The sequence below is a fragment of the Pseudomonas sp. LBUM1679 genome (assembly GCF_059695565.1).
The window spans coordinates 6,246,127-6,270,351 of the sequence record NZ_CP166774.1 but is presented as its reverse complement, the minus strand read 5'-3'; the positions used below and the strand labels follow the sequence as shown (position 1 = coordinate 6,270,351).

The 24,225-nt window shown below is 54.3% G+C and carries 18 protein-coding genes and 5 pseudogenes; 14 read left to right on the top strand and 9 right to left on the bottom strand.

The window, feature by feature from the left end; translation table 11 throughout:
• The 4 genes and pseudogenes from ACA062_RS28615 to ACA062_RS28600 all read left to right on the top strand — a co-directional run.
• Positions 1-555, top strand: coding sequence for an ankyrin repeat domain-containing protein (locus tag ACA062_RS28615; RefSeq protein WP_497454028.1), 555 nt, complete (start codon positions 1-3; stop codon positions 553-555).
• A gap of 184 nt (positions 556-739) precedes the next feature.
• The gene (locus tag ACA062_RS28610) at positions 740-1,270 is read left to right on the top strand and encodes a hypothetical protein (RefSeq protein WP_497454027.1); all 531 of its coding nucleotides are present in this window, start codon (positions 740-742) and stop codon (positions 1,268-1,270) included.
• A 12-nt stretch (positions 1,271-1,282) separates the two neighbouring features.
• The gene (locus ACA062_RS28605) at positions 1,283-1,486 is read left to right on the top strand and encodes a hypothetical protein (protein WP_497454026.1); all 204 of its coding nucleotides are present in this window, start codon (positions 1,283-1,285) and stop codon (positions 1,484-1,486) included.
• Positions 1,487-1,644: 158 nt separating this feature from the next.
• Positions 1,645-1,923 (top strand): annotated as a pseudogene (locus ACA062_RS28600) (transposase domain-containing protein); the annotation flags it as partial.
• 26 nt (positions 1,924-1,949) lie between these two features.
• Here ACA062_RS28600 and ACA062_RS28595 read toward each other — a convergent pair.
• Positions 1,950-2,309, bottom strand: a pseudogene (locus tag ACA062_RS28595) (RidA family protein).
• Positions 2,310-2,320: 11 nt separating this feature from the next.
• On the opposite strand from ACA062_RS28595, the pseudogene ACA062_RS28590 reads away from it, so the two are divergent.
• The 3 genes and pseudogenes from ACA062_RS28590 to ACA062_RS28580 all read left to right on the top strand — a co-directional run.
• Positions 2,321-2,530 (top strand): annotated as a pseudogene (locus tag ACA062_RS28590) (helix-turn-helix domain-containing protein); the annotation flags it as partial.
• Positions 2,531-3,654: 1,124 nt separating this feature from the next.
• Entirely contained in the window at positions 3,655-4,530 is an 876-nt protein-coding gene (locus ACA062_RS28585) for a trypsin-like serine peptidase (protein ID WP_497454025.1), read from the top strand.
• A 255-nt stretch (positions 4,531-4,785) separates the two neighbouring features.
• The gene (locus ACA062_RS28580; protein WP_497454024.1) at positions 4,786-6,186 is read left to right on the top strand and encodes a hypothetical protein; all 1,401 of its coding nucleotides are present in this window, start codon (positions 4,786-4,788) and stop codon (positions 6,184-6,186) included.
• Positions 6,187-8,039: 1,853 nt separating this feature from the next.
• On the opposite strand, the gene ACA062_RS28575 is transcribed toward ACA062_RS28580, so the two are convergent.
• Entirely contained in the window at positions 8,040-9,548 is a 1,509-nt protein-coding gene (locus tag ACA062_RS28575) for a type IV secretory system conjugative DNA transfer family protein (protein WP_497454023.1), read from the bottom strand.
• A 331-nt stretch (positions 9,549-9,879) separates the two neighbouring features.
• On the opposite strand from ACA062_RS28575, the gene ACA062_RS28570 reads away from it, so the two are divergent.
• From ACA062_RS28570 to ACA062_RS28560, 3 genes are all read left to right on the top strand, one after another.
• The gene (locus ACA062_RS28570) at positions 9,880-10,089 is read left to right on the top strand and encodes a hypothetical protein (protein ID WP_497454022.1); all 210 of its coding nucleotides are present in this window, start codon (positions 9,880-9,882) and stop codon (positions 10,087-10,089) included.
• Positions 10,090-10,757: 668 nt separating this feature from the next.
• Positions 10,758-11,102 carry a hypothetical protein gene (locus ACA062_RS28565; RefSeq protein WP_497454021.1) on the top strand — a complete coding sequence of 115 codons (345 nt, stop codon included), beginning with the start codon at positions 10,758-10,760 and terminating at the stop codon, positions 11,100-11,102.
• Positions 11,099-12,697 carry a relaxase/mobilization nuclease domain-containing protein gene (locus ACA062_RS28560; protein ID WP_497454020.1) on the top strand — a complete coding sequence of 533 codons (1,599 nt, stop codon included), beginning with the start codon at positions 11,099-11,101 and terminating at the stop codon, positions 12,695-12,697. Before ACA062_RS28565 ends, ACA062_RS28560 begins: the two co-directional genes overlap by 4 nt.
• A 39-nt stretch (positions 12,698-12,736) precedes the next feature.
• On the opposite strand, the gene ACA062_RS28555 is transcribed toward ACA062_RS28560, so the two are convergent.
• Complete coding sequence (locus ACA062_RS28555; protein ID WP_497454019.1) at positions 12,737-13,489, bottom strand: hypothetical protein; 753 nt, start codon at positions 13,487-13,489, stop codon at positions 12,737-12,739.
• 103 nt (positions 13,490-13,592) lie between these two features.
• Positions 13,593-13,980 (bottom strand): annotated as a pseudogene (locus ACA062_RS28550) (transposase); the annotation flags it as partial.
• Positions 13,981-14,318: 338 nt separating this feature from the next.
• Here ACA062_RS28550 and ACA062_RS28545 point away from each other — a divergent pair.
• The 4 genes and pseudogenes from ACA062_RS28545 to ACA062_RS28530 all read left to right on the top strand — a co-directional run bounded on the left by ACA062_RS28545 (position 14,319) and on the right by ACA062_RS28530 (position 18,389).
• Positions 14,319-15,845, top strand: coding sequence for a hypothetical protein (locus ACA062_RS28545; RefSeq protein ID WP_497454018.1), 1,527 nt, complete (start codon positions 14,319-14,321; stop codon positions 15,843-15,845).
• Positions 15,832-16,002 (top strand): annotated as a pseudogene (locus ACA062_RS28540) (IS5/IS1182 family transposase); the annotation flags it as partial. The gene ACA062_RS28545 and the pseudogene ACA062_RS28540, both read left to right, overlap by 14 nt.
• A 218-nt stretch (positions 16,003-16,220) precedes the next feature.
• Positions 16,221-17,810 carry a peptide chain release factor 3 gene (locus ACA062_RS28535; protein WP_497454017.1) on the top strand — a complete coding sequence of 530 codons (1,590 nt, stop codon included), beginning with the start codon at positions 16,221-16,223 and terminating at the stop codon, positions 17,808-17,810.
• Positions 17,811-18,146: 336 nt separating this feature from the next.
• Positions 18,147-18,389, top strand: coding sequence for a hypothetical protein (locus ACA062_RS28530; RefSeq protein ID WP_497454016.1), 243 nt, complete (start codon positions 18,147-18,149; stop codon positions 18,387-18,389).
• Between the two features lie 212 nt (positions 18,390-18,601).
• Here the strand turns inward: ACA062_RS28530 and ACA062_RS28525 are convergent, their stop codons facing one another.
• The 5 genes from ACA062_RS28525 to ACA062_RS28505 form a co-directional block, all read right to left on the bottom strand.
• The gene (locus ACA062_RS28525) at positions 18,602-19,582 is read right to left on the bottom strand and encodes a peptide ABC transporter ATP-binding protein (protein WP_497454015.1); all 981 of its coding nucleotides are present in this window, start codon (positions 19,580-19,582) and stop codon (positions 18,602-18,604) included.
• On the bottom strand, positions 19,582-20,550 hold the full coding sequence (locus tag ACA062_RS28520; protein ID WP_497454014.1) for an ABC transporter ATP-binding protein: 969 nt from the start codon (positions 20,548-20,550) through the stop codon (positions 19,582-19,584). Before ACA062_RS28520 ends, ACA062_RS28525 begins: the two co-directional genes overlap by 1 nt.
• 10 nt (positions 20,551-20,560) lie before the next feature.
• On the bottom strand, positions 20,561-21,484 hold the full coding sequence (locus ACA062_RS28515; RefSeq protein WP_497454013.1) for an ABC transporter permease subunit: 924 nt from the start codon (positions 21,482-21,484) through the stop codon (positions 20,561-20,563).
• Positions 21,485-21,494: 10 nt separating this feature from the next.
• Positions 21,495-22,505, bottom strand: a complete 1,011-nt coding sequence (locus tag ACA062_RS28510; protein ID WP_497454012.1) for an ABC transporter permease subunit — start codon at positions 22,503-22,505, stop codon at positions 21,495-21,497.
• A 74-nt stretch (positions 22,506-22,579) separates the two neighbouring features.
• Positions 22,580-24,175 carry an ABC transporter substrate-binding protein gene (locus ACA062_RS28505; RefSeq protein WP_497454011.1) on the bottom strand — a complete coding sequence of 532 codons (1,596 nt, stop codon included), beginning with the start codon at positions 24,173-24,175 and terminating at the stop codon, positions 22,580-22,582.
• Positions 24,176-24,225 lie beyond the last annotated feature (50 nt).

The window sequence follows — 24,225 nt, the reverse complement described above, 5'->3', positions numbered from 1 at the left end:
ATGGCCGGTGATGAAGAAAAGAAAGCAATGCTGTTATGGCTATCTCTCCTTGATGCCCACTCGTTCAGGAAGTTATATGGATATAACGATCCTGCCAATGAAAATGCTAAGAGAAGACTCCTAGAAGTTTTGAAGGAGCGTAAGGCAAATACCCTCTCACTGCAGCAGGATGCTGAGGCCAACGCCGCACGAATTGCATCACGAGAAAAATATCAGAATCATGTGTTTATCCGCGCAGTGAAAAACGGAAATATACTGAGTGCCGAATTAGGCATACAGTTAGGCGTTGACGTAAATGCCCAGGATAAATTTGGGATGACAGCGTTGCACTATGCAGCAGCCACAGGCTTTCGTCCCTGTATTCGACTGCTGGTGAACACTGGGCGATGCAATTACCTGCTCAAGGACAACAAAGGGCGCGTTGCCTCCGAATTGGCCTATGAGTGGGGCAAGGATTATGCCGTGGGCCTCCTTCTCCAGAAGAAAGAGGTGCGGCAAGCGTATGAGGAAAGCCGCTCGTCACCTGCCGACATTATCGGTGATGATGCACCCTGACTGCCTTTCCACAGAATGAGCTGGCGTTGTAGCGGATCGTGGCGTGAGAAATCCGGCCAGGGTGCGTTGCGTTTCATATTTGCTACGACTTCCTCCACCTTGAAAATCCAGTGCTATCCTTCCTTGAATACATGCTAACGACCATCCTTTACATGCTAAAGCGATATGAGGGATCGTAAAGATTATGGATAAAGAAAGCCTATCAGAACAGCGTTGCATGTTAGCGTCTTTAAGCTGTCTGTTTGTGGGATTATCTATATTCTTTTATGTCATAAGTATCGATGTTGTTATTTCGAATGATGTCAAAGGCGAGATCTTCAAATGGCTAAATATTGCCTTAGGCATTTCCTGGGATAACGGGCAGCAGAGTAATAAGTTATGGTTATCTTTGTCTCTGTCATTTAGGACTCTGTTGACTGTAGGGCCAGCAATTGGTATTTTTTGGATAGCAATACAAATTCTTGCAGAGAGAGGAAATACAATGAAACTTGCACACGCTTTTGCAAATAGGGACGCCGAGATAAAATTGTTGCTCAAAAACAATTTGCTAAAATTTATTTCTCCTGAGAAAAAAGATGAATATTTGAACGGCATAGATGAAGAGCTGCGCCAAGTGTTCAATATGTCCGACGAAGAATTTGAAGAAAATCTAGAGATTATATACGGAAAGGAGAAGTCAAGGAAAATACTTGATCATCTGAAGGCTGATATATAGGAGAGGCTCTATATGAATCGACTATCAGATGATCATCTACCTCAAGAAACCCAAGGGTTTATTGATGATTATGTGCGCGATATGAAAAATAATAATACTGGGTTGGCGGATGAAAAAATAAAAGAACTTGTCAAGAGAATTGCTAAGAAATTTAAGCCGAAGCCCACAGATGACCAAATGGACAATTATTTTATCTCAAGGGGCCTATCTAGATAATTTTTGGATTGTTTCTTATTAAAAAGCGCGCTCCTTTGACGCCTTTAAACTTGTTAGCAGGGGCATCAATGTAGTGCTCCGCGAGCGCTTATTTACGGCGCCATTCAGAGCAACCTACTGGTACGCGCCCCGTTAAAAGGGTCATGAAATCGGAGTTCGAGCTCTATCTTATCAATGATGGGGTCGTACCCATTGATAATAATTGGGCGGAGAACCAGATCCGACCATGGGCCCTTCGGCGCAAAAACAGGCTCTTCGCAGGATCGCTACGCAGCGGAAAAAGGGCGGCGGTGATCATGAGTTTGATCCAGTCTGCGCGCATGAATGGGCATGATCCGTGAGCTTATCTGATGGACGTTTTGACTCGTCTGCCGACACAACGGGCGAGTGAAATTTCAGATCTGCTGCCCCATAGATTGACACCCATTTATGGTTGACACATGCAGATGTGTATAGCGAAAACTCATCGGTGCACCGCGACGCATCTGATCTCCATTAGCAGACCCGGTCGAGCGAGTTCACTGACACCTATGCATGTCCATGCACATTTGCTCCTTGGAAAGACTTCATCCTTCACGCGTCTGAAGATTGACATGTGGCGGTGCATATCGACGTGATAAGTCGTCATTTCGATTACTACCTCAAATTTGCAGCCACCGGCTGCCAAGACGAGCCGGAGATTATCCCACGCTGCCAGAAACTGCTTCTCCAGGTCTTCAATAACTGACAACTCCGCCGTACGGCCTACTTGGCCAGCGTACTAGAGAGTGTTCCCTACCTTCACAGTTGGCGCGTAACCAGGATGTTCGCAAAGCAATTTCATATCATCTGGAACGATTACACCAGGCGCGATTACTGATGCTGCGCAACGCGATGACCGCCTCGGATGCGGCGTTCAATGTAGGCTACAAAAGCGCCTCGCAATTCAGCCGCGAGTTCAAACGCCTCTTTGGCCGACCCCCCCAGGCAGAGATTGAATGGATGAAAGCTACGTATGCGCTGCCTATGCCGTCCGCGCCATCAATCTACGTCTCGTCGCATTAGCAATGACCGCCGATGAGCACTAGTCAAAGCCACTCTCAAGGACAACAGATTTCGGGTCGTAGACAGATGAGAGTTTTGAGTGGATTTTCATCGCGGTAGGCAACTATCGGCCGATTCTGTTGAAAAAGTCGGCCATGGTTTCCGCAGCAGAAAAGCATACGTCTGAGATTGAAATCTTTACTTCCGAGAGAGGTTGCCGGACTCAAATTTCACGTGGCAGCGTTGTCAAATGGTGTATTCACCGACCGCTGTCCTGGCCATTTCAGAAAACCGTCTTTTTCAACACGATCGGCCAGAAGCAGGCACTCACGGGTGGAGGCGCCTCCCTCATAACCGACATAGACACTCAGCCGGCGACTTCGTAACCTCTGAGTAGGTCTTGTCGATTTTTCTCTTATGCCCATGTCGCGCTTCGAACGTCCGAATCAGTGGGTTCAAGGGATCACGCATGAACAAGGAACGCTATGCGACAGAAACGGCGGAAACATTACGCCACTTCTGTCTCCTAGTTATTTAGGCAAAAACGTGGCCACATCCGAATGGAAGTTGGTTTAGTGCTCGCTACTTCTCTCGTCACTTCGCCGCTTTTGCGCGGCTAGCAAAGCCGTCATGCTGCCCGTGTGGGGGTCATGCCCTGGCGCCGTCCTGGCTGGCGTACAAGAAGTTCAATTCTGCCACCTGCTTCGGGCTCACTCGCCCGCAGCGGCTCGGCCACTCTGCGGTATCCATCATCGTTGTTCGCCTTGGCCCCGCTGTCTAACAATCGGTTCAAGGCGCTCACTTCGTTTGCTGGGACAGGCAAAACCTGCGCCTTCGCCTGCCCCTTAAAAAAACGTTAGAGCGCTCTGGGGCGTTGGCGATGATCTGCAAACTCTGTCTGCGTGACCTGCCGCTACGCCGATCTCACATAATCCCTGAGTTCATCTATGCTGCCTATTACGATGACAAGCATCGCTTCACCTTGGTTCACACCGAATCTCAGGAATTGGAACTACGCCAGCGAGGCCCGCATAAATTTTTCGGTGACTTGCTCATCGCTCAATCCTCCTCAAGGGAAGGGGCCTCCGGAAAAGCCGGGGGCGGTTCAAATGTGTGATTGGCGGCTGGTGGCTAACGGAGTTGCTATGAAATCGAGTTTGCAGTCGTGCTCCAACTGGCGCCCTAGAAAAGATGTTGCCAATCGCAGTTCCGGCGCGGATTTATCGCTCGTGAGTGATAGATATGCGTCACACAACCAATTGATGTCTGACGCAGTTTCACCACAGGACGTCGGTTTTTTTGGTCTCGATACCAAAAGCATCATTGGCGATGATGATCGGGACCCTGTAGCTAGCACCGTTCGCGCGCCGTGGCGAATGATTTGCTCCCTCGAGATCTGGTGGCCGGGAGCAGACGCTCCTGCCTATGGCACGGGTTGGCTGGCGGGCCCAAATCTCGTCGTCACCGCCGCCCACTGTGTGTTCGATCATCAACAAGGTCTCGGATGGGCGACGAAAATATTGGTAATTCCAGGCCGTGATCGGAGCGAAGCCCCGTTCGGTAGCTACGCCACAAATCGCTTTTCCGCCACGGAGGCGTGGCTGGATGCCCCCGGACGGAATGTAGACATTGGCGCAGTCCATCTCGACGACGACCTGGGGCGCGTCGTCGGTTGGTTCACGTGCGGCATCTCCGACCAGGTCATCGTCGGAGGTGAGCCGCTGACGATAAGCGGATATTCTCGGCGAAGAGCAATTCACTCTACGCAACAGCGAGCTTCTGGAGTTTCGGTTGGAGTGATCGAGGGTCGACTGTTTTACACCGTCGACACTTTGGGAGGGGCGAGTGGTGCTCCGGTGTTGCTCGGAGCTGTCCAAGATGACTCCGATACACACGTTATCGCGGTGCATACGGACGACGAGACCGCGGTCCCTCCGGAAATCGGAGTTGAGAGCAATTCTGGGCCGCTCCTCGTCCCGGAATGGACCGCGCTGATTGAGCAGTGGAACGCATTCGTTTGAATATGAAGGAAAGGGAGAATCAGCATGTTCCGTAGCCTGAGCATTAATCTTTGGGCGGTAGTCGCGCTAACGACATTGGCGGGGTGCAATAGGTCCGAAACTTCAGGCGCGGCAGTAGAGTCGCGAGGTGTGGCGCAAGAATCTGCGAGCTCAACCGGGCCGGTACGGATACTTAACGCGTTGCCCCCGCTGGGAACAAGCACGACAGAGGCGGACCGAGAGGGACGTCTTGCAATTAAACGCGGTGCAGACTATGTGCCCATCGATGAAGACCCTAAGACCCTTTTCGACCGCTTAGAACGCGAAATGTCGCAAAGGCGGCAAGTAGGTTGGAAGATTGTCGAATCGATGCTTGCGCCTCAAAAGCTGCAGGTCGATGGCATGACCATCGACGTGCCGCTGTGGCACACATGGTATGAGGGCGGGGATGAGGACGATGGTAACGCTGAAGCCAATTCAGTCATCGATTTGTATGTCGGCAATCTCAAGAAATGTCGTGAGAGTAGCTGTGGCGAGAGTGAGACGAGGATCGCTGAGCGGACATTGGTCGAGTATTCCACGAAAGATCTGGGCGAAAGCCTCACTCGTGCGAACATGAATCAAACATTGTTGCAGCTGAAGAATCTTGAGGTGCCTGATCCAACTGGAAAGCGGGCGCATCTCGGGCAAGGCTTCACAATGTTCAGCCCGAGCTTCGTTGAGCACGTACTAACCCAGGCGCGTGGTATTGAGGGCTGTGCGTCGCGAAGAGAGACTGCGGACACACCACCCCGAACAAAATCACAGTTTTCCTACTGCCTCGACGAGTTTCCTCGAAGCGCAGTAATGGTCAAGACGGCATGGTCACCGATTGACGATGGCGGCGACGGTTGGGCTTTCGACACCTCGGGGCCAGCGCTTGAGCGTCAACTGGGTTCGCTGAACGGAAAATGGCGCTCTGGGAAGGCGGCGGGACGTTCGACCAGTACGATGTACTCGGTAAAAGCCGATGACGCGGTAACCTACGGCCTCGACGCAATCCATTTTTCCACCAAGGACACACGCGAATGGATCTGGGTGACCTTGTGGTGGGATCCTCAGCCCAACAACGACTTCGGCGCGGATCGTCCGGCATCTATCAACGGATATAACCAAGGGGTCTGGCGCAACTACAAGATGTGTGTGACCAGCGCCTTCAACGAGATGGATCCCGCTCCATGGAAAAGCTACGAGAAAGACTATCCGTCTCTCGCGGCAGCAATCAAAGGGAGCTTTAACGCGATGTCGGCGGCGGCGAAAGCGAGTCCATCGCCTTTTGATAAGGTCACCAGTTGGTGTAGTAATCCTTACGTAGAAGGGCATATCAACAACGACAAGACAAACTGCATTGGCTGTCACCAATATTCAGTTACGCAGTCGGAGGCCACTAGCATCTCGCCTGCTCGTAAAATGGAATTTTCAGACTCCATTTGGCTCCTTAATACTTCACCTCCGGTGCCGATTCCTGAGAAAAGTCGAGCGGACTACGCGAAGCATTTTCCTCAGCTGGGTCGATCGCGAATCCGCAACAACTTCCCGGCAGACTTCGCATGGTCGACAGACTTCGAGTTCCCGAAACAAATTACGAACGCCCGTAAAGAGCATAATTTTATATGGGATGCCAAGGAGACTGACTAATATGCTTTCGTACGTCGCTGATATCGTCCCTTTGTTCCGAGAAAAAGATCTCAATTGTATGGATAAGAGGCATTGGCCCTTGGCCGATGCGGTATTCATGTGTGATCCGACCGGCAGTGATGTGTACGCCGACCATTGGCATGCACGGTATACATTCTCTAGGCTTTCCAGCACTGACCCTTTCGATCGGATGCCGAAGGGAGGACCTTCTTGGAGCGAAGAAAGCCTGCTCAAATTTCAGCAGTGGATGGACGATGGATTCCATCCATAGTCCATGAGCGTCCTCAGAGGTTCAGATCAGCGGTTAGTTGAGCCGCGGGTAGCACCTCGCCGCAGCGAATTTCCGCTCGCGACAATTGAGCTACCCGGCGTCCCGCATCTTGCTTCACTCTATGCGTAATTGTGCGGTCCCGGTCTAACAAAAGGTTCCAACCGACGTCCCTGCCTCCGGGCCTTCGGCTCTCCGGCAGGGCAGCGGCTGAACCTGGGCGTTAGAAACAAGGAGTATATTTTCCCAATGATTCAGATTGTCAACAAGCCATTTGTCTTCGTTGTCGACTCCCCAAACCACCATGATTTGTTCGACGGCTATAGCATTGGAACGGCCTTACGAGACGCTCTCAGGGCGATCCGAATACCTTGCTACTACACGCTGGCCATATGTAAAAGACTTTAAAGCCGCATTAGGTACTCGTCTCCCGGAAGCAATCCGCCAGATGCAGCCCGATACAAATAAAAATGCAATTCCATTCTTACATCTATGCGTGCACGGCTCAAAGCCCGGCGTTGGCTTAACAGATGGATCCTTTATTGGCTGGCCAGAACTGCGGAGTCTTTTATTAACTCACAACTAAGCAAAGGGTCATGACCCATATGTTTGTATGCCCTCATGCATTGACTTTAACGCCGCAAACATGGTCAATGCATTTGACAGTGCATTCGATATTCTAATCGGAAATACAAGCACTGAATTTCTATCCGACGTAACAGTCGCCTATATGTCCTTCTACAATCACTTAATCTACAAAGCCGCCAATTTTGATCAGGCAGTTCAAGCTATGCGCCATGCGTCTGGGAATCATAATTTCTACTATGCAATTGGCGAGCAAGTAAAGAACCAACGACTTTCCGAAATGCAATCTCAGTTTGTTAGCAATCCATGGCCAAACCCGCAGCCAAGTTTCTAACAATGCGCTCAACTGCCGCTCACTTCGTGAGCTGGACGTCCAAAAGCTGCGCGTTCGGCCGCCCGTTAGCTTAATCGTTTGCGTCCGTTTTTGGCTGATTTCTGCCAGTCACCAGCGTCAGCTTTGGGTCGATTCTGTTGAAAAAGTCGGCCATGGTTTCCGCAGCAGAAAAGCACGCGTCTGAGATTGACGTCATTACTTCCGAGAGTGGCTGCCGGACTCAGATTCAGGTGGCAGCGTCCTAAAATAGTGTATTCATCGATCGCTCTGCTGGCCATTTCAGAAAACCGTCTTTTTCAACACAGTCGGTCGTTAGATGCCCTTTGCGAAGGGCCGCTTGGGTCGACATCTGCCTTTCGAATGGCTACAAGCGACGATCCCAAAGCGGACACTGTCTAAATTTACGCTATGGCCGATTACGGCCAGCCATGAATGTTGGTAATCGATCCGTAGCTTTCCCATTGTAGAAACCGAATGAAAGTGTGAGTGGGAGTGAAGTCTTGCTGTACTGTCGACATTTCTCTCGGAGATAGCCATCAGCTTATGCGCTAGACGAACATGTGACGTTTGAGTTCAATGCGAAGGCTCAACGGATATCTCAAGGCCCATGGTTTTCTACGAGATTCCGTAAGCCTGTTTATTAGTCTGCAATCAGGACAAAAACGATCAGGCTGAGTTATCTAGTTCGTACCAGATCACCCGTTGCAACATCATCGGGTGACGGCCCGCCCAGAGGATGATCTGTCGTTTGAACCGATCACTGCGCGAGAAATGTCGCCTGATTTCATCCGGCGTCATCATGTCGTAAAGCTCGATAGCTTCCGACCGGCCCGATAACCCTTTGTGCTGTTGATCCTGCGCGACCTCTCCCGTGCGCGCGACTTCCACCTGCGTTTTACCAAGCAGCTTGGAAATATATTCAGTCGTCGCCATATCGTTGTTGCCAAAGAACTGCATGATCCCGGCATTGCCTGCAAAGGTTTCCCACCGCTCGCCGTACAGAGCTTTACCCTGGCTCCAGTCCTGAAGGATGACCCAGAGCTTCACACCAAATGAGGCAATCAGGCCGGAAGCGGTTTCGAGTTGCTTCATATAGCCAAGGACCGGGAACTCATCGAGGCAGGCCAGAACGGGGGTAGGCGGGATTGTTTTTTCCCGCTCCATTGTGTCGAGCAGTTGATTGATGAAAATCCGCATCCAACGCCTGGCTATCTCGATCCGCGTCGCGGGAAAACACAGGTAGATACTGACGCCTGTCGGATTGCTTTTCAGCTCCGACAAATCAAAATCATGCTCTTTCAAAACCTTGCGAAAGGCTGAGTAGTCGAGAAATTTGGTGTGCCGGTTCACCGTCGAGTGAACACCGGAAAGCTCCGCTCCTTTCTTGCCGTAGAAATCGAGCGCCGCCGCCATGACGGCGCTGCCAATGTCTTCTGTTTTCGCGCGGTCTTGCAGCCGGTAGCCGTTGTCCATCATCTCCTCATAGAGGAGAGGCTTTGCCTTCTCTTCATCATCTCCAGGCTCAACCCATAGTGCCCGCTTGATCAGCTCCCTCACCATGATGAGATGCCGTTCCTTGTCGTATCGAGAGTAGGTTGCGACGTGAATAATCACGCCCTCGATAAAGTTCTTGGCAGACTCATCCCAGTGCGGGTCTTTCTGATCTGCTGACTGCACGACAATCGACTCGGCGATCAGCGCGGCATCCTCAAGAAATGTTTCACTGCCTGTTTTCAGGAGACTCATGGGATTGTACGAGGCGCGGTATTTTGAGGCTGCTTTGCTGGAAACCCCGAAGGGGTCAACGACATAAACCCTCTGCCCCAGGGCCGCGCGTCTGTCTGCCGTAATATCAGCCAGTTCGCCCTTGGGGTCGGTTGCCAGAATGCTTCCGGGATAGAACAGCAAATTGCTGATCAGGCCGACCGATTTACCAGATCGGGAGCCCGCCACGGTAAGAATATGGCGGTCATCCTCGATGCCAATGAGTTGCTTCCCCATCGCACCGATCAGGACTTTTTTCCCCGGCTGGAGTGGGTCATACGATAGTGTGCGGCTCGCTGCGATGTCTTCGAGCATCATCCACCGCGCTTGAGGAACTTTCTGCTCCCGTAAGGGGCGGGTGGAGTCGCCACGCGGTACGTCCCGCATAAACTCCTTGAAGAAATCACTCATGATTTTGGCCTCACCGTCGGTGTTGCCACGAGCATTACATGCGCTTGTATGCAGCCTTCCCCCCGATATCCTCTCGCTCAGTCAGCATGCGTTTGCGGTATTTAGATACTCCCTTTTCTGGGCTGCTTTTATCCCAGCTATAAGCCTTTACCCATAGCCATCGCTCGCCGAAACCTCTGGCGGCGTATCAATGGGCGGCCCGCGCCAAGCCTGCACCTGTTCGGGCTATCGCCCTGTGCAGGCCCGTGTTGCCCATGACACGTCGTCGCTCGCTGGCTGCTGGGGCTCGTCGCTGGAATAACCCAGCCTCAAGCAAAAAAGGAGACTCAACATGAATACCAAAACAACCGCCTCTGACTCCAAGAAACCCGGCTTCGTCGCGAAGGTGCGTAAAGGCTCAGGCGAAAATGCCGTGTACGAACGCATCGGCGTCGCCTGGAAAAATACTGATGGATCGTTCTACATAAAGTTAGCCGGGACGCAGGTCGTCTCCGACTTCATGCTTTACGAAATCGAAAGCACCGACCAGTCAGGCGAATAGCCATCGCTGATTGAAAACAGAAAAGGCGAGCCGCAAGGCTCGTCTTTTTTCTTCAATCCATATCAATCCGTCATGATCCGCCTAAATCTCCCGCATGCATTTGCGAGTGCCGCAATGCAGTCCGCGGGCTCCTATGATTTTTGTATTCACATCCACAAAAACAAATGCTATCAGGCAATGAAGAGCGCAAAAGAAATTCGGAAACTGCATCAGCAGTCGTCGTTTCTTTTAGAAAATCTTCATACCCCCAGCCTTAAACTGGACTCAAGGGCCAGTTGCGAACGAAGTGAGCACAAGGTGTGCGTGGTAGTACCACGCCCACCTTGCGTGGGGACTTCCAGTCCCCCGCGATCCCCCCTTGGAATCCCTAAGCGCAAATGTTCTAGGGAACATTTTTGCTAAGGGATTAGACGCAACGTTTCGCCGTTGCACACGATCAGGGAGACTTCGGCTCTCCCTGAACCCATCGAGCAAAGGGCTACTTCATCGCCCCTTGCAACCCACGACCAGGGACTTTCGCATCCCTGGACCCACGACCGGGTTTCGGCCCGGTGCCGACCAAAGAGAGATTCAGCTCTCCCTTTGGAATTCCATCGACCACTGCGCGGTGCTGAAGACGAGAGGAAACCAGGAGGAGACGGCTTTTTAGAAGCAGCTATGTTGGCGGCATGACCAGATCAAAGAATAAACGCGACGCGCCGATCTCTTACCGCCCACCCGAAAGGTTGCGCGAGGAGTTTCACGCGCGGGTGCAGAACTCAGGTCAGTCCATTAACGGCTACATCACTGACGCCATTTTCGGCAGGACCGCTCCCAGGTCTAAACGTGTTTCGCCGCTGGATCAGAAGATGGTTGCCATGCTGTTGTCGCAAGCGGCCCGCATTAACGACCGGCTGGAGCAGGCTGGTCGCTCGTCCACCGATAGCAGCCCCAGCCTGATTCTCCAGGAGTGCCGGGACGAGCTGGCTGAAATCAGAAGCTATCTCATGCTGGCCTTGGGGAGGGACCCATGATCCCTTTTGCCTCACAGCGGGGAAGCGGCCAAGACCTGGCCACTCACCTTCTGAATGCCTACGACAATGAGTTGGCCGAGGTAGCTGATCTGCGAGGGGCCATTGCCGGAGATCTGCACGGTGCTTTCAAAGAGTGGCAGGTACAGGCCGATACGCTGACCCGGTGCGATAAGTATCTCTACAGCCTGTCGATCAACCCTAATCCCGCGCAGGGGCCGCTGACGCGCGATCAATACCTTGACTATGTTCGGCGCACCGAGGATGTCCTGGGGTTAGGCGATCAACCCCGCGCCGTGGTGTTCCATATCAAGGATGGTCGTGAACACTGCCATGTGGTCTGGTCACGGATTGATGCTGATAATCAGAAAGCTGTCCATCTGGCCTTTGACCGGGACAAGCTGATGCGGGTGACGCGGGGTTTCGCCCGTGATCACGGTCTGACGCTTCCCGCTGGGTATGAAAAGTCCAGAAAGGTCGGGCAGATCTCCCTCTACGAGCAGGCGCAGCTACGGCAGACCGGGCTCTCCAAAGAAGACCATAAGCGGCAGGTTACGGAAGCCTGGCAGCAGAGTGACGACGCCCGGTCGTTCGTGCACGCGCTCGCCGAGCGGGGCTACATGCTGGCCACCGGAAATCGCCCCTATATTCTGGTCGATCTTTACGGCAACGTGAACGCGCTACCAAAGCTAGTCGATGATAAGTCCATTCGTTCAAAGGACATCCGTGAGTTTCTTGAGAAAGAGTTCCCGTGTGAATCACTGCCGACCGTCCAGGAGGCTGAGAAGCTTGTTGCGGCGCACCGCAAGCTGATCGAGCGAGCCGTTAGAGAAGATAACTACGCCGACCGGCTCGCCGAGCTGAAGCACGGCCAGATGGAGCGGCGTCGCGCGATAGAGCAGGAGCGAGAAGCACTCAAGCATCGACAACATTGCCTGCGTCTTGCGCAGAAGGAAAAGCACCGGGCAGAGCGGGACAAATTGCGTACAGGCCACTTTGCCATGATGAAAGCCGTTCGCCGGGAGCGGTATCAAAACCGCCCCAAGGGCTTGTCTGAATTCTGGGGCAGGGTCAGCGGAGTCAATTTCTTACGCCAGAAATTGCACCATTATCAAGATGCCAAACGTATTCACGCTCATCTCGAACAGCAGGCTCAGCTGAAAGCACGCCAAACACAGGATGCCAAGACTTTGGATTTCCGCCTCAAGCTTCAGGCAATCGACATTGAACGCAAGGCATCATCCCTTGAAAAAGTGGATAGGCGAGAGCTATCTGCATTCATGCGAGATAACAAGCGCGATCAGCATGTCAGGGCACGCGGCGAGGATGGCGTGATGCCGTCGCTGGTTGAGATCGTTAATCACGAGCATTTGCTGCCAGAGAGAGCTGCCCCCGATGTGCTGGCAACTTTTGAAAGGGTAAAGCGCCAGCCGCTCAGAGATACTCCCGATCTTATCGCCGCGTTTGAACGAGCAGCAGCGGCGTCTCGTAAAGGACATCAAGAACGGGTGGAAAGCGGAGGCTCGGAACAACCTAAGCCAGCTATTTCTCCCTGTCATACTCATAGCAAAAGTGATGAGCATGACAGGGAGAGGTAACGCCCTCCACCTAGCAAAGATAAATGGATTTCTATATCGTTATATAGGGCTCACCTTTGATAATGCCGCGCACGCTCTATAATAGTTACCAATCTCCCTTGAACGCTCAGTCGGGGACGGCGCAAACCACGAAATTTGCGCTCTAAATGCAGATACAAAACATAAAAAATCAACTGCTGCTATTGATTTGTAAAAATTAATGGGTGCTCCGTAGTCATTGTCGGAGTAAGCGCCGTGCAAAATTCCATGCCTATTTGTCTTGTCCGTAAATGCGTAGTTATTAGAGTTTGTGTAAAGATGGTTTTTGGAAAAATCTACAAAAGAGTCCATCATCGAGATGATCTCTCCAACTGCTCCAATACTATTTTTTATGGAGTAATTTTTACAGTCCGTCGCAAGATTGACAAACACATCCGTGATCGAGCTGTATTTGACACTTCGGCTAGCCGCTAGTTTTTTTCCTACGCCTTCTATCACTGGCATTAACCCAGCAACCGCGACGTGATCAAGACCAAGAAAATGAGCTTGGATTGCCTCTCCAATAATCATCTTATAGTCTTGTATATAGGGGGTGGCCGGGTAACGCTCGGTGATCATTGCCGCCAGATTATCTGCTGAATATATGAAAGAAAGCGCCGCTTCAAGATCACCTTGACTGAAAAACTCACCCTTGTCACTTATCGCCTTATAAAGCAGGTTGAGGTATCCAAGTGTTACATATGACGGTATAAACCAACCAACGCTGCAAAAAGAGTCTTTATAGTGATCTAAACTGCTCGTATTAAGTTTCACACTTGGTATCCTGCACTGCGCATTTATTTTTTCAGGTCTTCTTTCCAGCGACCTTGCCCATCTAGCGAAATGTCAGCAACGCCACTTATATCATTTGGAGTCTCGTTAACCCACCCCGACTTCGTCCAAGCGCGTGGTCCCTCGGTTCTTCCGCCCCCTTTTTGACCTGCTTCAGAAGAGGCTCGGGTGGCCCTCACTGCCGTTGAGTCGATGCACCAGGGATTCCAGTCAATCAATCCTTGCGCGTTGAGCTTGACGTGTAACCGCTTGAGCATCTTGTTGAAGGTGCCTTGGTTTCGCCAGTCTCGAAAGCGTTGATAGACCGTCGACCATGGGCCGAACGGCTCTGGCATGTCCCGCCATACTGCACCCGAGCAAAGCACCCACAACTCACTGATTGTCAGCTCTTGGGCGCCCAGTGCGCTGATGAGCAGTGAAAAGATCAGCGACCATCTCCAATCTGCGTCGGAAAGTTCGTATCGCTTGGGCATGGCAGAATCCTTCGCCTAAAAGGCGAGAACTCTACGAAAAGTCAGGCCGCCGAGGGCTGTGATGGGGCTTCACAGGTTTCCATACAGAACCTAGGAACTGGCTGTCCGTGCAGAAGGTGGTGGCTTCTGCGCTCTGCGAAACCCTCAAAATTTCAGGGGGAGTGCGGCCATATGCCATCGCTATGGTGGTAGCATCCGAACACTTTGCTTTCTGATGCTGGGCTAGCTGCCTAAACAATGGATACGTGTGTGGTCAAGTTGAGGAATGATTTGTGCTAAAAAGTCGCAATGTTGGTGGTATTGAGATTTTCAGGTCAAGCCAGGCACATGAGAATAGGGTGTACAAGAGAATCAGAGATGCCGTTTTCAAGCGATTCAGCCCAGGTGTGTACATTGATAAGTCAGTAATTGTCAGTATCGTAAATCTAATGTACGACCAATACTACAAAATCTTGGATGAGTATCTCCCCAAGGTTGATTCCCGAGAATTTGTATCTTTCCTAACCGCGGAGTACGAACGCTACGGAAAAGTAGCAGATGCTTACAAGCTCAATAAGCTATCCGCGGATGATGAGGAACTTTGGGGTTATGCGGGCCATGCGCGGAGAGCTATAAAACATATTCTGGAATTGCTCTGTATTTCGAGAATGGATGACAGCAAAATCGCCGCCAGCCAAGAGGAACAAGAGGACGCTATCTCCATGGTCTTCATCGCTGCTGAAGAGTTGATCAGTCTGTATCAGAGGAGCGATGGTTATCAAATGCTTCATGATGAAGTCACATTGAAGCTTGATCCTAACGAGCATACCTATTTCAATGTTGAGCAAGACGGCAGTATCAAGTTTGATATTCGCGAGTCGGTTCAGGGTTTTTCAAAATATATACCATCCCCCATGTTTCTTAATGACTCCGTGGCGCACGGGGAAATATTAGATGCAAGCTTTGTAGAGATGATGGGGCTTAGTTATAAAAATACTATTGAGACGATTGGGTGGATTATTGACACATATAGTAATCGTGAGCAACCCGAAGAGGCTGGTGGCTTTATATGGGAGGAAGCGGTCGCTACGATGGCAGGCGCCTTCGGTATCACGCCATCACAGGCTGAGCTTATTATTGATGGGTTTTCCCTGAGCGCCGAGTCTATGGAGGAGCGTGTATTATTCCGACCAAAGCAGGAGTTTCGTGCGTACAAGCGAGCGTTTTTTAAAGACCGCTATAATGGTGTGACTTTTGTATTCTTCTCCCGACGAATGGCTTTTGAAGCTTTAGGGCTTCTAGTTGCAGATGTGCCATTTAGGAAGCTGCCATCTGAGTGGCGCTCTAAGAGCGTGAGCAAGGCTCTCGATGCCTTATCTCTTAAGGCTGGTCGGTGGTTCGAAAAGGTAGTAGAACAAAATTTGGGGACGATAGGTATAACTGGGTCTGCTTCGGTTAAGACGTTGATCACGAGCAAGACTGAACGATTGAAAATTCCAGCGGAAGTTGGCGAGATTGATTTCATCGGTTTTCATGAGGCCCAAAAACTACTGGTGGTAATAGAGGTTAAGCAGGTCGGGTTCGCTACAGAAGCAAAAATGTTTCGTGACGATATCTATAAATTTACTGAAGGGGCGGACAGCTATAGCGCGAAATTCATAAAGAAATATAATTGGGTGGTGGATAATGTTGAGAGCATCGAAAGGCATTTTTTTCACAGGTTCAATCTCACCACCAAATTGGATTTTGCCGGATATGCAATGATTACGCTGTATCCGACGATAGTTTCGACTAGGATCGAAGAGTTTTCTTGTGTTTCTTTAAGCGAATTTATGAACAGATGTAAGGCTAACGAGGCGTGGCCATTCAGCAAAACCTCACTATAGATGCCTGAGTGATAATGCCATCGAACGGCTATTGGCTGGCTAAAGGAGCACCGCCGCCTGGGTACACGCTACTGCGAGCTGGCGGAAAATTTTGCAGCGATGGTCACTTCGCTTGCTAGTGGCGTGTCTACGACAGTACTTTTCGTACCGTGCCTAGAGCGTGTTGGGTATGGGTGAAGCTGGGGGTAGGCCTCCGAACGGCTTCTTGTGGGCAGGCCTACTGATGCTGCGCTCAACAGTATGGACGCCATCGTACCGGGCACTCTTGGCCGCCATTTGTTACAATGCGCGGTTCTCTGTGTTGGCCTTTGCAATCGGCCAAAGGTACTTTTTTAACTGTGTACATATCAGCGTACACAATCGAGATTTTAAGCGATGTCCGATAGTAAAATTGTCAATGAAGTCAACGCCAGACGCACGTTTGCCATTATTTCCCACCCCGATGCCGGTAAAACCACCATCACCGAGAAGCTCTTGCTGATGGGCAAGGCGATTGCGATTGCTGGCACGGTGAAATCTCGCAAGTCCGACCGCCATGCCACCTCCGACTGGATGGAAATGGAAAAACAACGGGGTATTTCCATTACCACGTCGGTCATGCAGTTCCCGTATCGCGACCACATGATCAACCTGCTCGACACCCCGGGCCACGAAGACTTCTCCGAAGATACCTATCGCACCCTGACGGCGGTGGATTCGGCCTTGATGGTCCTCGACGGCGGTAAGGGTGTAGAGCCTCGGACCATCGCCCTGATGGACGTCTGCCGTCTGCGGGATACGCCGATCGTCAGCTTTATCAACAAACTCGACCGTGACATCCGCGACCCGATCGAACTGCTCGACGAAATCGAAGCGGTTTTGAAGATCAAGGCCGCGCCGATCACCTGGCCGATCGGTTGCTACCGCGACTTCAAAGGCGTTTATCACCTCGCGGACGACTACATCATCGTCTACACCGCCGGTCACGGCCACGAACGTACCGATGTGAAAATCATCGAGAAACTCGACTCCGATGAAGCCCGCGCACACCTGGGCGACGAGTACGATCGCTTCGTTGATCAGCTGGAACTGGTACAGGGCGCCTGCCACGAATTCAATCAACAGGAGTTCCTCGACGGCCAACTGACCCCGGTGTTCTTCGGTACCGCACTGGGCAACTTCGGTGTCGATCACGTGCTCGACGCCGTGGTCGACTGGGCGCCGAAACCGCTGGCCCGTGTGGCCAACGAGCGCACCGTGGAACCGGTCGAAGAAAAATTTGCCGGCTTCGTGTTCAAGATCCAGGCAAACATGGACCCGAAACACCGCGACCGTATCGCTTTCATGCGCATTTGCTCCGGCAAGTACGAAAAAGGCATGAAAATGCGTCACGTGCGCACCGGCAAGGACGTGCGGATCGGCGACGCGCTGACGTTCTTCTCCTCCGAGCGTGAGCAGCTTGAGGAAGCGTTTGCTGGCGACATCATCGGCCTGCACAACCACGGCACCATCCAGATCGGCGACACCTTCACCGAAGGCGAAGTCCTGGGCTTCACCGGCATCCCGCACTTCGCCCCGGAACTGTTCCGTCGCGTACGCCTGCGTGATCCGCTGAAATCCAAGCAACTGCGTCAGGGTCTGCAGCAACTGGCGGAAGAGGGCGCGACTCAAGTGTTCTTCCCGACGCGCAGCAACGACATCATCCTCGGCGCCGTCGGTGTGCTGCAGTTCGATGTGGTCGCCAGTCGTTTGAAAGAGGAATACAAGGTCGAGTGCTCCTATGAGCCGATCACCGTCTATTCCGCGCGCTGGATCGATTGCAGCGATAAGAAGAAACTCGAAGAGTTCCAGATCAAGGCTGTGGAAAACCTCGCCATCGACGGCGGCGGTCACCTGACCTACCTGGCCCCGACCCGGGTCAACCTGGCGCTGATGGAAGAGCGCTGGCCGGACGTGAAATTCCGCGCGACCCGTGAGCATCATTAAGCGCTGACCTGAAACACCAAAAGCCCCGTTGCGAAAGCTGCGGGGTTTTTCTTTGGGGCAACACTTTCCCCTGTGGGAGCGAGCTTGCTCGCGATAGCTGACTGCCAGTCGCCAAATTTGTTGAATGATGGATTGCTATCGCGAGCAAGCTCGCTCCCACAGGAGGGCGTCTGCGTTAGTGACTTTGGCGATAAACCTTATGCAAAACCATTCTCTGCACCCGTGGCATTTCCCGGCGATCATCAACGTCCTACTTTGAGAACCCGCTCGATTGCAACTGAATCTCGCACATACGCCACGGCATCCGGGTTCGTCGTGGGCAAGAGGGAATCGGCTATGAGCATGTTTCTACGCGGTGTGTTGTTGCTGAAGGTGTTGGTGCTGCTGTCCCTCGGTTCGTCGGCGGCGTGGGCGGAATGTCAGGAGCATGACAAACAGGCCTGGAATTGGCAGGGCACGCAGAGCGAGACGATGATCGCCAAATCCGAATCAGAGCCCGGTGACCAGGGGCAGGGTGGCAGCGCGGGCGATGACGATTCGATGGACGGTGACGAGGGCGAGGACGACAGCCAGACGTAAAACGCAGGCAAAAGAAAACCTCTTCTGCCTCGACTGATGTGCAATCGCGGTGGAAGAGGTTTGGTTAACACTTATCCCTGGGTTAAACGCAGTCCCTGTGGGAGCGAGCTTGCTCGCGAAAGCGGAGTGTCAGTCGATACTTTCATTGACTGATCCTCCGCCTTCGCGAGCAAGCTCGCTCCCACAGTTTTTTGTGTCGGTTCCAGGTTTGCTTATGCCGCGCCGCCGAGGAACTGTTCGGCGTAGTGACACGCCACCTGCCGGCTGTCGAGCAGGCGCAGGGCCGGTTCTTCAGTGCTGCAACGCTCGGTCGCGTACGGGCAGCGCTTGTGGAACGCGCAGCCGGACGGCGGGTTCAGCGGGTTGGGCAGTTCGCCGACGATCTTGATTTTCGGCTTGTCCGGGTCCGGGTGGATGGTCGGCGTCGCCGACAACAGCGCCTGGGTGTAGGGGTGCAGGGGACGGGTGTAGATGTCTTCTTTCGGACCCATTTCCACCGGGCGGCCGAGGTACATCACCATCACGTGGTCGGCGACGTGACGCACCACCGCCAGGTTGTGGGAGATGAACACGTAGGCGGTGTTGAACTCTTGCTGCAAATCCATGAACAGGTTCAGCACCTGCGCCTGAATCGACACGTCCAGCGCCGAAGTCGGTTCGTCCGCCACCAGCACTTTCGGTTGCAGCATCATCGCCCGGGCCAGGGCGATCCGCTGGCGCTGACCGCCGGAGAACATGTGTGGATAACGCTGGTAGTGCTCAGGGCGCAAGCCCACCTGCTTCATCATCGCCTGGACTTTCTCGCGGCGTTCCGTGGCGCTCAGGTTGGTGTTGATCAGCAGCGGCTCGGCCAGCTGATCACCGACTTTCTGCCGCGGGTTCAACGAGGCGTAGGGGCTCTGGAATACCATCTGCACGTCTTTGCGCAGCTGTTTGCGCTGGGCCTTGTCGGCGCCGGTGACTTCCTGTCCGGCGATTTTCAAGGAGCCGGAGGATGGCTCCTCGATCAGGGTCAGGGCACGGGCCAGGGTGGATTTGCCGCAGCCCGATTCGCCGACGACAGCGAGGGTCTTGCCGGCTTCCAGTTCGAACGACACACCGTTCAGGGCACGCACGGTGGCGTGGCCCTTGAACAGGCCGCGGGACACTTCGTAGTGACGGGTCAGGTTGCGGGCGGTAAGTACGACGGCCATTACGCCACCTCCTGATTCAGCGGGTAGAAGCAGCGGGCGAGGCTGTTGCTTTTCGGGTCAAGGGCCGGACGTTGCGTGCGGCAGTTTTCCTGCACGTAGGGGCAGCGCGGCGACAGCAGGCAGCCTTGCGGACGGTCGTAACGACCGGGGACGATGCCCGGCAAGGTTGACAGGCGTGCGGCCCCGAGGCTGTGTTCCGGAATCGCCTTGAGCAGCGCTTCGCTGTACGGGTGCGCCGGGATGTCGAACAACTGTGGCACCTGACCGACTTCGACCGCTTGCCCCGCGTACATCACGCACACACGCTGGGCGGTTTCGGCCACGACCGCGAGGTCGTGGGTGATCAGCACCAGGCCCATGTTCTGTTCTTTCTGCAGGGCCAGCAGCAGGTCCATGATCTGCGCCTGAATCGTTACGTCCAGCGCAGTGGTCGGTTCGTCGGCGATCAGCAGTTTCGGTTCGCCGGCAATCGCCATGGCGATCGCAACACGCTGGCTCATGCCGCCGGACAGTTGATGCGGGTAGGCGTTCATGCGGCTGGCGGCGCCCGGGATTTCAACTTTTTCCAGCAGCTCGATGGCGCGGGCGCGGGCTTGCTTGCCGGACATTTTCAAATGCAGACGCAGCACTTCTTCGATCTGGAAACCGACGGTGTAGCTCGGGTTCAGTGCGGTCATCGGGTCCTGGAAGACCATGGCCAGGTCTTTGCCGACGATTTGCCGACGCTGACGATTGCTCAGTTTGAGCATGTTCTTGCCGTCGAAATTCAGGGCGTCGGCGGTGACGATCCCCGGATGTTCGATCAGGCCCATCAGCGCCATCATGGTCACGGACTTGCCGGAACCCGACTCGCCCACGATGGCCAGCACTTCGCCCTTGTCCACGGTGATATCGAGCCCGTCGACCACCGGAACGGCGTTTTTGTCGCCGAAGCGAACGTTGAGATTCTTGATTTCCAACAGTGACATGTGAATCTCCTCAGGCGGCGTTCTTGAGTTTCGGGTCCAGCGCATCGCGCAAGCCGTCGCCCATCAAGTTGATTGCCAGCACGCTGAGCAAAATGGTCAGGCCAGGCAGACTTACCACCCACCAGGCGCGTTCGATGTAGTCGCGAGCCGAAGCCAGCATGGTGCCCCACTCCGGGGTTGGCGGTTGTACGCCAAGGCCGAGGAAGCCCAGTGCCGCGGCATCGAGAATCGCCGAGGAAAAGCTCAAGGTGGCCTGAACGATCAGCGGCGCCATGCAGTTGGGCAGCACCGTGACGAACATCAGGCGTGGCAGACCGGCACCGGCCAGGCGCGCGGCGGTCACGTAGTCGCGGTTCAATTCGCCCATCACCGCGGCGCGGGTCAGACGAACATAGGACGGCAACGAAACCACGGCGATGGCAATGATGGTGTTGATCAGGCCAGGGCCGAGGATGGCGACAATCGCCACGGCCAGCAGCAGGGAGGGCAGGGCCAGCATGATGTCCATCAGACGCATGATGGTCGGGCCTAAAATACGCGGGAAGAACCCGGCGAACAGCCCCATCAGGATCCCGGGGATCAGCGACATCACCACCGACGACAAGCCGATCAGCAGGGACAGGCGCGAACCGTGGATCAGCCGCGACAGCAGGTCGCGACCCAGTTCATCGGTGCCGAGCAGGAACTGGATCTGCCCGCCTTCCAGCCAGGACGGTGGGGTCAGCAGGAAGTCGCGGTACTGCTCGCTCGGGTTATGCGGCGCGACCCACGGCGCGAAGATCGCGCAGAAGATCACCAGCAGCATGAACATCAGGCCGGCAACGGCGCCTTTGTTGCGGGAGAAGGCGTGCCAGAATTCTTTGTACGGCGACGGGTAAAGCAGGCTTTGATCGACTGTTACCGCTTGATTTGGAGTTGAAGCTGGAGTGGTCATGGTCATGATCTCAGCGCTGATGACGAATGCGTGGGTTGGCAAAGCCGTAGAGGATGTCCACCACGAAGTTGACCAGAATCACCAGGCAGGCGATTAACAGGATGCCGTTCTGCACCACGGGATAATCCCGTGCGCCAATGGCTTCGATCAGCCATTTGCCGATGCCGGGCCAGGAGAAGATGGTTTCGGTCAGGACCGCACCGGCCAGCAACGTGCCGACTTGCAGGCCGACCACGGTCAGCACCGGAATCAGCGCGTTGCGCAGGCCGTGGACGAACACCACGCGCGACGGCGACAGGCCTTTGGCGCGGGCGGTACGGATGTAGTCCTCACGCAGCACTTCGAGCATCGAAGAACGGGTCATCCGCGCGATCACCGCCAGCGGGATGGTACCGAGCACGATGGCCGGCAGGATCAGGTGATGCAACGCATCCAGGAACGCGCCCATGTCATCGGCCAGCAAGGTGTCGATGAGCATGAAGCCGGTGCGTGGCTCGATGTCATAGAGCAGGTCGATCCGCCCGGACACCGGGGTCCAACCCAGGGACACCGAGAAGAACATGATCAGGATCAGGCCCCACCAGAAGATCGGCATCGAATACCCCGCCAGGGAGATGCCCATCACCCCATGGTCGAACAGGGATCCTCGCTTGAGTGCCGCGATCACCCCGGCCAGCAGGCCCAGGATGCCGGCGAACAGCAGGGCGGCCATGGACAGCTCCAGGGTCGCGGGGAACAGGGAACTGAACTCGGACCAGACGCTTTCCCGGGTGCGCAGGGATTCGCCGAGATCGCCGTGGGCCAGTTTGCCGATGTAATCCAGGTATTGGGCATACAGGGGTTTGTTCAGACCAAGGCGTTCCATTGCCTGAGCATGCATTTCGGGGTCGACCCGACGTTCACCCATCATCACTTCCACGGGGTCGCCCGGAATCATGCGAATCAACGCGAAAGTCAGCAAGGTGATGCCGAAGAACGTAGGGATCAACAACCCCAGTCGGCGGGCAATAAAACTAAACATCGTGTGGTGTACCTCATCAGCCGGTTAGGCGTGCCCGGCGTCCCTGGGGTCAGGGACACCGGGAATTTTCTTATCTACTTCACCGAAGTGGTGGCGAAGTTATTCGTGGTGAGCGGGCTAATGTGATAGCCCTCTACGTTGTTGCGCATTGCGGTGAACATACGGGTATGCGCCATGCTGATCCATGGCTGGTCCTGGTTGAAAATCGCCTGGGCTTGCTCATAGAGCGCCGCGCGTTCGTCCGGGTTCACTGTGGCCCGGGCTTCATCGAGCAACGCCTGGAACTTCTCGTTGCACCAGCGCGCGTAGTTTTCGCCGTTTTTAGCAGCCTCGCAACTGAGCATAGGCGTCAGGAAGTTATCCGGGTCGCCGTTATCGCCCGCCCATCCGGCCGCCACCATGTCGTGTTCGCCATTTTTCGCGCGCTTGAGCATCTCGCCCCATTCCATGACGCGAATGTCGACCGTGAGGCCGATCTTCGCCAGGTCAGCCTGCATCATCTGCGCGGCGAGCATCGGGTTCGGGTTGGTCGCTCCACCACCGTTGCGGGTGAACAGGGTAAACACCGTGCCTTGCGGTACGCCGGCTTCCTTGAGCAAGGCGCGCGCCTTGTCCAGGTCGCGGGGCGGATTGGTCAATGTGTGGTTGTAGCCCAGCAAGGTGTCCGGGTACGGGTTGACTGCCACCGTGGCATTGCCCTTGCCGAACAGGGCGTTGACCGTCGCTTCCTTGTCGAAGGCGATGTCGATGGCTTTGCGCACCCGCACATCGCTCATGTACTTGTGGGTGGTGTTCATGGCGATGTACGAAACGGTCATCGCGTTCAGTTCATCAACCTTCAGGTGGCTGTCTTTCTTGATGCTCGGGATGTCATCCGGCTTCGGATACAGCGCAACCTGGCACTCGTTGGCCTTGAGTTTCTGCAGGCGCACGTTGTTGTCGGTGGCGATCGCCAGGATCAGCGCGTCTGCCGGCGGCTTGCCACGGAAGTAGTCCGGGTTGGCCTTGAAGCGAACCTGGGCGTCCTTGTTGTAGCGCTGGAAAACGAACGGGCCGGTGCCGACCGGTTTGTTGTTCAGGTCGCCGGTTTTGTTGGCCTTGAGCAGTTGGTCGGCGTACTCGGCCGAATAGATCGAGGCGAACGCCATGGCGATGTCGGCCAGGAACGGCGCTTCGCGACGGGTCAGGGTGAACTTGACGGTGTTGTCGTCAACTTTGTCGACGCTCTTGAGCAGTTCCTTGAAGCCCATGCTTTCAAAGTACGGGAAGCCCACGCTCGATTGTTTGTGCCACGGGTGATTCGGGTCCAGTTGACGCTGGAAGCTCCAGAGCACGTCGTCGGCATTCATGTCGCGGGTCGGCTTGAAGTAGTCAGTGGTGTGAAACCTGACGCCTTTGCGCAGGTGGAAGGTGTAGGTCAGGCCGTCCTCGCTGATGTCCCAGGATTCGGCCAGTGCCGGAATCACTTCGGTGGTGCCGGGCTTGAAGTCGGCCAGGCGATTGAAGATGGTTTCGGCTGCGGCATCGGCGGTGACTGCAGTCGTGTACAGGGCTGTGTCAAAGCCTTCCGGGCTGTTTTCGGTGCAAACCACCAAGGGCTTGGCCGAGACGCCGACAGCGGCACTCAGCAACGCGGCCGCGATGGCCGCACGTAGGGCAAGCATGTTCATCAAGAACCCTCTGCAATCGGTTAAAGGACCCAAGCCAGACGGCCGACCCA

Excerpts from the sequence above, each read along its gene's own strand:
- ACA062_RS28615 (WP_497454028.1), top strand. The coding sequence starts at position 1 with ATGGCCGGTGATGAAGAAAAGAAAGCAATGCTGTTATGGCTATCTCTC.
- ACA062_RS28610 (WP_497454027.1), top strand. The coding sequence starts at position 740 with ATGGATAAAGAAAGCCTATCAGAACAGCGTTGCATGTTAGCGTCTTTA.
- ACA062_RS28605 (WP_497454026.1), top strand. The coding sequence starts at position 1,283 with ATGAATCGACTATCAGATGATCATCTACCTCAAGAAACCCAAGGGTTT.
- ACA062_RS28585 (WP_497454025.1), top strand. The coding sequence starts at position 3,655 with ATGAAATCGAGTTTGCAGTCGTGCTCCAACTGGCGCCCTAGAAAAGAT.
- ACA062_RS28575 (WP_497454023.1), bottom strand. The coding sequence starts at position 9,548 with ATGAGTGATTTCTTCAAGGAGTTTATGCGGGACGTACCGCGTGGCGAC.
- ACA062_RS28570 (WP_497454022.1), top strand. The coding sequence starts at position 9,880 with ATGAATACCAAAACAACCGCCTCTGACTCCAAGAAACCCGGCTTCGTC.
- ACA062_RS28565 (WP_497454021.1), top strand. The coding sequence starts at position 10,758 with ATGACCAGATCAAAGAATAAACGCGACGCGCCGATCTCTTACCGCCCA.
- ACA062_RS28560 (WP_497454020.1), top strand. The coding sequence starts at position 11,099 with ATGATCCCTTTTGCCTCACAGCGGGGAAGCGGCCAAGACCTGGCCACT.
- ACA062_RS28535 (WP_497454017.1), top strand. The coding sequence starts at position 16,221 with ATGTCCGATAGTAAAATTGTCAATGAAGTCAACGCCAGACGCACGTTT.
- ACA062_RS28530 (WP_497454016.1), top strand. The coding sequence starts at position 18,147 with ATGAGCATGTTTCTACGCGGTGTGTTGTTGCTGAAGGTGTTGGTGCTG.
- ACA062_RS28525 (WP_497454015.1), bottom strand. The coding sequence starts at position 19,582 with ATGGCCGTCGTACTTACCGCCCGCAACCTGACCCGTCACTACGAAGTG.
- ACA062_RS28520 (WP_497454014.1), bottom strand. The coding sequence starts at position 20,550 with ATGTCACTGTTGGAAATCAAGAATCTCAACGTTCGCTTCGGCGACAAA.
- ACA062_RS28515 (WP_497454013.1), bottom strand. The coding sequence starts at position 21,484 with ATGACCACTCCAGCTTCAACTCCAAATCAAGCGGTAACAGTCGATCAA.
- ACA062_RS28510 (WP_497454012.1), bottom strand. The coding sequence starts at position 22,505 with ATGTTTAGTTTTATTGCCCGCCGACTGGGGTTGTTGATCCCTACGTTC.
- ACA062_RS28505 (WP_497454011.1), bottom strand. The coding sequence starts at position 24,175 with ATGAACATGCTTGCCCTACGTGCGGCCATCGCGGCCGCGTTGCTGAGT.